The 6,309-nt window shown below is 58.8% G+C and carries 4 protein-coding genes and 1 pseudogene; all 5 read right to left on the bottom strand.

The annotated features are described in order from the left end of the window. The coding region (locus BFQ03_RS11815; RefSeq protein WP_139115678.1) for an IS110 family RNA-guided transposase at nucleotides 1–818 on the bottom strand (818 nt) is incomplete at its 3' end. A 223-nt stretch (nucleotides 819–1,041) separates the two neighbouring features. Beyond that, nucleotides 1,042–1,284 (bottom strand): annotated as a pseudogene (locus tag BFQ03_RS11810) (transposase); the annotation flags it as partial. Nucleotides 1,285–2,119: 835 nt separating this feature from the next. After that, complete coding sequence (locus BFQ03_RS11805) at nucleotides 2,120–3,358, bottom strand: OprD family porin (RefSeq protein WP_065943172.1); 1,239 nt, start codon at nucleotides 3,356–3,358, stop codon at nucleotides 2,120–2,122. Nucleotides 3,359–3,477: 119 nt separating this feature from the next. Beyond that, nucleotides 3,478–4,941: an aldehyde dehydrogenase family protein gene (locus BFQ03_RS11800; protein WP_065943171.1), complete on the bottom strand. Its 1,464-nt coding sequence runs from the start codon at nucleotides 4,939–4,941 to the stop codon at nucleotides 3,478–3,480. Continuing rightward, nucleotides 4,938–6,302, bottom strand: coding sequence for an MFS transporter (locus tag BFQ03_RS11795; protein ID WP_065943170.1), 1,365 nt, complete (start codon nucleotides 6,300–6,302; stop codon nucleotides 4,938–4,940). Before BFQ03_RS11795 ends, BFQ03_RS11800 begins: the two co-directional genes overlap by 4 nt. Nucleotides 6,303–6,309 lie beyond the last annotated feature (7 nt).

The raw sequence follows: 6,309 nt of genomic DNA, 5'->3' as shown, positions 1-6,309 counted from the left end.
GTTTTATGGCGCGGTTTAGGTAATGGTTCTGACGGACGCACCTTTTCCTGCGAAAGCTTGATGAGCACTTGTGCAATTTGCTGATCGCAGATGAGGAGTTGCGCTTGGTATGCGTCATACATCGTCAGTGCTTGTGACAGGGCAAATGTATGCTCCGGTTGATAATTGCCGACTAGCGCTGCCTTAATGACATCGATACCGGCTTTGCAGCGGGTATCACTCATGGCAGCCAATACTGACGGGCTTCGCTCACCGGCCACAATGGCCCGTATTATTCGCATGCCGGTCACTCCGGTTACGTCCGCCACAACATGGTGCAGTTGCAGATTCATATGTGTGAGGGCTTTTTGCATGTGCTGAATATGCGCGGCCGCGTAGTCAAGGTGGCGCTCTCGCAATCTTAAATAGCTACGTAAAGCCGAGATTTCGCGATCTGGACGGAAGCTAGCTCGAAGTAATCCGCAGGAATGGAGTCGTTGAATCCACTGCGCATCATTCACGTCGGTTTTACGCCCTGGCACCGCGCGAGCATCGCGGGCATTGGCAAGTACTACATGAAGTCCGTGCGTTTCGAGTATCTCGTAAACCGGAATCCAATAAACGCCGGTCGACTCCATGGCGACTGTCGAGATGCCGAGGCTCACCAGCCAGTTAGCCATCCGCTCAAGATCAGCGGTGAAGGCATTAAAGGTTTGAATCGGATCTTGCGCGAGATCCGCTGGAACGGCGACAACATGAAAGCGTGAGCCGATATCAATGCCGGCCGCTCGAGTATTAATTACCGGTAACCCTCTGGTTTTTAAGTCAGAATTTTTCATACGCACCTCCAGTCAAGGGCAGGACTGGACGGGGACTCGGATCAAATCACATTCCTAAACGGGGTCATAGAAGCGCCACCACTAACGGGTCCGCAGCTTCCCCTGGGTCACGTTTTTTGACGGGGACTTAGCCTCCAAAAAGCCAGCGACCACTGTCCAGAAATGTAAGTGTAGTACGTAGTGTTTCTAGCCCAATGGGCCGCGGAGTGCCGGGGAGGCGGTTTTTTAAGATGTCTCGCTCCTCCGTCACCCGTTTCAGCTCGGCACGTAGACGACGAACCTCAGCGCTCTGATCATCCTCCTCAACGCGCTGTTCCTGGGGCTTGGTGTAGCGCTTAACCCAGGCATAGAGGCTGTGCACAGACACACCCAATCGTGCAGCCACCTCCGAGACAGGAAGCTGCTTTTCGGTCACTTGCTTGACCGCCTGGATTTTGAATTCTTCGGGATAACGCTGGTTGCTCATGGCACCTCCTAATGGGCCTCATTTTAAGGCTTGGAGGTGTCTACGAAACTAGGGGCGATTCAATATGATGCCTTGGTCGAGCAATAGAATTCCCTCATTAGGTTCTGGCAGATCCAGACTGGCCTCATTGAACCAAGGGCGCCAAGGCTCCAGTGGTGAACGTAGCAGAGGGATTCGAGAAATATCGTCAGGAAAATGCAGTTGGTTGAATGTGTTCAGCAAGTCTGGTGTCGCGAGGGGCTGCAATCGCTCATTCAGAAGTCGGTATTCTGGTGCCACACTTGCGCTGTATATCCCAAGCCCCACGGATGCTGCACGCCAGAGGTGCTGAGAGTTCAAGTTGTAGATCTATATGTGGATGCGTCACACCGTATTCTGAAAGGCGAGGAACTAGAACCTGACGAGCGAACGTAGGGGGGCTGGAAATGCTGAGTCGTTGCTTCCGCTGGGTCAGCCGGCTATGCATTGGTATTGCGAGCAGCTGTTCTAATATTGGTGTGATCTGTTCAAGATATGCTTGGCCGTGGGTGGTGATTGTGAGAACGCCGCCGCTGCGATTAAACAGTGAGACACCGAGACGTTGCTCTAATCCCGATATTCTCTTTCTGAGTGCGCTACTGGTTACCGATAGTGACTCAGCCGCGCTATCAAAATTCCTCTTTTGCACGGCAGCTTCGAATGCCAGTAGGGCATCTATAGAAGGAAGACGATAGTCTTTGATTCTGCTCATTTAGTCCCCTTATTTAATCCTTTCCGAGCGAGCTGTGCCAAACTGCCTAAGCGTCAACAGCCTCATTAAAATGAAACCCAAGCATCATTAAGTATCTCCAGGGTTCTACAACGACAGCGGATAACTGATAATCAATCGGGTCTGGTCGAAATCGCGGTTGAAGCTGCGACGGTTGGTGGCGTTGTTCAGGCGCACGCTGAGGTTCCTCAGGGTGCCGCTCTGGAAGGTATAACCCAGCTCGGTATCGCGCTCCCATTCCTTGCCGTTGGTGCCGGCATTGGTGGTGGCATTGTCGCCATGGCCATAACGCACCATCGCCAGCAGGCCGGGAACCCCCATCGCGACAAAATTGTAGTCATAACGCGCTTGCCAGGAACGCTCGTCGGCATTGCTGAAGTTACCGTTGAACATGTCGTTGCCCAAGGTCCGGCCACTGCTGCCGTATACCGACATCCACGGGCTGTCGCCACTAACCTTCTGCACGCCCAGGTACAAGGTATGGCCGCCAGTAGCCGCCGAGAACAAGGCATAGGCGGTGCGGCTCTGGATCTCGCCGATACGCGCGCGACCGTCATCCTTGTCGATGAAGTAACCGAGGTTGGCCCCCAGAACCCAATCGCCCACCGGCTGCTTGTGCAGCAGGTTGAAGTAGCTCTGCTGATAGATGTCTTCCAACTGCGAATGCCAGGCTCCGATCAGCGTTCGCTGTTGGTTGAAGCGGTACTCGGCACCCGCGTAGTTGAACCCCTCAGAGGTCACCCCGGGCGCCGCCCAGGCCGAGAGATCCTGCATGTCCGAAGAGTTGCGCAAACTCACCGAGCGGTATTGCCCGGCCTGCAACCCCAGCCCTTCGATTTCCCGGGAGTCGAGCATGGCGCCACGGAAGGTTTGCGGCAGCAGCCGGCCATCGTCGTAACGCAGCAGCGGGATATCCGGCAGCAATTCGCCGACCTTCAATTCGGTCGCGCCAATCCGCATCTTCGCCGCGACGCCGGCCCGCCCAAAGTTATCCGCCGCCTGCCCGTCGTCATGCACCGGCAACAACTCCGAACCACTGACCGCCCGACTGCTGTCGAGCTTGACGCCGAACATGGCAATGCCGTCCAGGCCGAAGCCGACGGTGCCCGGGGTGTAGCCGGAATTGAACCTGAGAATAAAGCCCTGAGCCCACTCCTCGACCTGGCTCTTGGCCGCTCTCGGATCGCGAAAATCCCGATTGAAGTAATAGTTGCGCAACACCAGATTGGTCTTCGCACCCTCGAAAAAACCGCTGTCTTCGGCCCAGGCCGGTAAGTCGACGGCCAAGGTCAGCGAGGCCGCAAGGATGCAACAAGGGGTGTTCATTATTATTGTTCTCCGTTTGTCACAGGCGCAGCCGCTCCCCGACGGGCCGTTCAGAGCCCGTCCATCATTGACTGCAAAAATGCCCGGCGGCGCCGGGCGTCAATCAGTGGGTCAAAGAATCAGAAGGGGTACTGGCGCGGTGAGTGCTGAACGCTGATCCAGTGGTCCCGAGTGAATTCATCAATCGCCCAATCGCCGTTGAAGCGTCCGAGTCCCGAGTTCTTTTCCCCGCCGAAAGGCGCGTTGGCCTCGTCGTTCACCGGGATGTCGTTGATATGTGTCATGCCGGCACGCACCTGATGAGCAAACCCCACGGCGCGCTCCAGATTGGCGCTGAACACTGCACTGGACAGACCGAACTCGCTGTCATTGGCCAGCTCCAGGGCATGGGCTTCGTCCCGAGCGCGAATCAGCCCCACCAGCGGGCCGAAGATTTCATTGCGCGCCAGGTCCATATCGGCCGTGACCTCGCCATAGACATGGGGCGCCAACAGATTGCCCTGGTACCCGCCTTCATACAGCGGCTTGGCACCATCGCGTCGAGCCCGCTCGATTTTCTCGCGCAAGCCTTGCAACTGGCGCTCGTTGATCACCGGGCCAATGACGGTCTCGGCCAATTGCGGATCTCCGACCTTTAGCCCTTTGACCCGCTCGACGAAACGTTCGGCAAAGGCGTCGTAGAGACTGTCATCGACAATGATCCGGTTGACCGCCATGCAGATCTGCCCCTGATGCAGGAACTTGCCGAACACTGCTGCGCGCACCGCCTGTTCGAGATCGGCATCGGCCAGAACCACGAACGGACTGTTGCCCCCCAGCTCAAGTGCTACGTGCTTGAGGTGCTCGCCGCCGCTGGCGATACGGCCGATGCCACGCCCCACCGGCGTCGAACCGGTGAAGGTGATCAGCGCCGGCAGTTCATGTTCGACAAAGGCATCGCCGATCTCGCTGCCCGCACCGACCACTACGCTCAATACCCCGGCCGGTAACCCGGCCTCTTCAAAAATCCGTGCCAGCAACAGACCGCCGCACACCGGAGTATCACTTGCCGGCTTGACTACCACCGCGTTGCCCAGAGCCAAGGCCGGGGCGATGGAGCGCTGGGTCAGGTGCAGCGGGAAGTTCCACGGGCTGATGACCCCGACCACCCCCAACGCGCTGCGATAAACCCGGCTCTCCTTGCCCGGCACATCGGACTCGACGATGCGCCCATGGACCCGCGCCGGGAAGGACGCCGATTCCAGAGCGATGGCCCGCGCCGCCCCCCATTCCAGTTGCGCCTTGAGCCGGGTGCTGCCGGACTCGCGAATGATCCAGTCAATGATTTCCTCGCGGCGCCGGTCGAACACCGCCACCACTTGATGCAACACCGCTGCCCGCGCCGATGGCCCAAGAGCCGCCCATTGCGGCTGAACCTGCGCAGCCTCGCGATAGGCCGCGTCGAGGTCGGCACGGTTGGCCTGGGGGATCTCCAGCAACAGCCCGTCGTCGAACGGGTTGCTCACTCTCAGGTTCTTGCCGGCAGCGCCGCTGCGCCATTGGCCGGCAATCGGTTGCAGATGAAAATCACGGTAATGGGTCATGGAGTGCTCCTTGAGCTAGGTTCAGACGCTGTTTTGCCAGCCACATCAAGCTGCGTAACAGAGGGCTGGGGACGGACATGGATACAGACGATCGCCAGGGCACCAATCACTCCAGGCAGTGCAAAGGCGAGGAAGTTCTGCTGAAACGGCAGCTCCAGGGCCAGCAGGCTGCCGCCGAGCATCGGCCCGGCAATCGCCCCGAGCCGACCGATACCGGCCGCCCAGCCAACACCTGTGGAACGGATATGCGCCGGGTAGGAAATCGACGCGTAGGCATGGATCACGGCCAAGGTGCCTATGGTGGTCGCACCGGCAATCAGCAACAGCACGTTGAGCAGCAGCGGGCCCGGCTTCAATCCGAGCGCCGCCAGAGACAGCGCGGCCAGCACAAAGAACAGCGCCAGGGTGCGCTGCACGCCAAGACGATCCGCCAGCCAGCCACCAAATAGTGCACCGAAGGTGGCGCCGATATTGAGGGTCACCAGAAACGCCAGGCTTGAGCCCAGCGGGTAACCGCCATGGGCCATGAGTTTGGGCAGCCACGTATTGAGCCCATAGCTCATCAGCATGCACATGGCGAAGGCTACCCAGAGCAGCAAAGTCGGCAGTGCGTGACCTTTGCGAAACAGCTGCGGTAAGCGGGCACCACGGGTCTGCTTATTGCTGGCCGGCAGGCTCAGCTCGGTGCCGGGGCGATAATCCGGATCGACCTTGACCAGCAGTTGATCGAGTTCGGCACGACGGCCCTTGAGCGCAAGAAACGCCGCCGACTCAGGCAGGTAACGCAGCATGAAAGGCACCGTCAACACTGGCAGCACCGCCACATAAAACACCGCCTGCCAGCCCCACTGCGGGATTACCGCAATGGCCAGCAAGGCCGAGAGCACCGCGCCCACCGAATAGAAGCTCGACATCAAGGTGATCATGGTGCTGCGCCGGCCCTCGGGGGCGAACTCGCTGATCAGATTGATCGCGCTCGGCACCAGCGCACCCAAGGCCAGACCAGTCACCAGGCGGCAGGCGCCCAGCTCCAGCGGCGTGGTCGCATGACCGGTGAGGAACGCCGCCAGGCTGGCCAACAACGTGGTGAGGATAATCAGCTTGCGCCGGCCGAAACGGTCGGCCAGGGGCGCGAGCAAGGTGCCGCCAAACAGCATGCCAAACAGAGCACAACTGCCCAGAGTACCGGCCTCTATCGCGGTGAGCTGCCATTCCTGCATCAGCTGTGGCACCACCGAGCCGTAGATCACCATGTCGTAGCCGTCGAACAGCATGATGAAGCATCCCCACATCAGAATCAGCAGGTGGGTGCGATTCAAGGGCGCAGCGTCGATCACTTCACTAACGGAAGTCTTGTTCATAACCACC

The organism is Pseudomonas sp. 25 R 14 (genome assembly GCF_900004755.1).
GTDB lineage: Bacteria > Pseudomonadota > Gammaproteobacteria > Pseudomonadales > Pseudomonadaceae > Aquipseudomonas > Aquipseudomonas brenneri.
Note: the sequence above shows the minus strand (reverse complement) of the source record. Positions and strands in the feature narration are given on the sequence as shown.

Bases quoted from the DNA above. Each gene is read 5' to 3' on its own strand.
- BFQ03_RS11805 (WP_065943172.1), bottom strand. From the start codon at position 3,358: ATGAACACCCCTTGTTGCATCCTTGCGGCCTCGCTGACCTTGGCCGTC.
- BFQ03_RS11800 (WP_065943171.1), bottom strand. From the start codon at position 4,941: ATGACCCATTACCGTGATTTTCATCTGCAACCGATTGCCGGCCAATGG.
- BFQ03_RS11795 (WP_065943170.1), bottom strand. From the start codon at position 6,302: ATGAACAAGACTTCCGTTAGTGAAGTGATCGACGCTGCGCCCTTGAAT.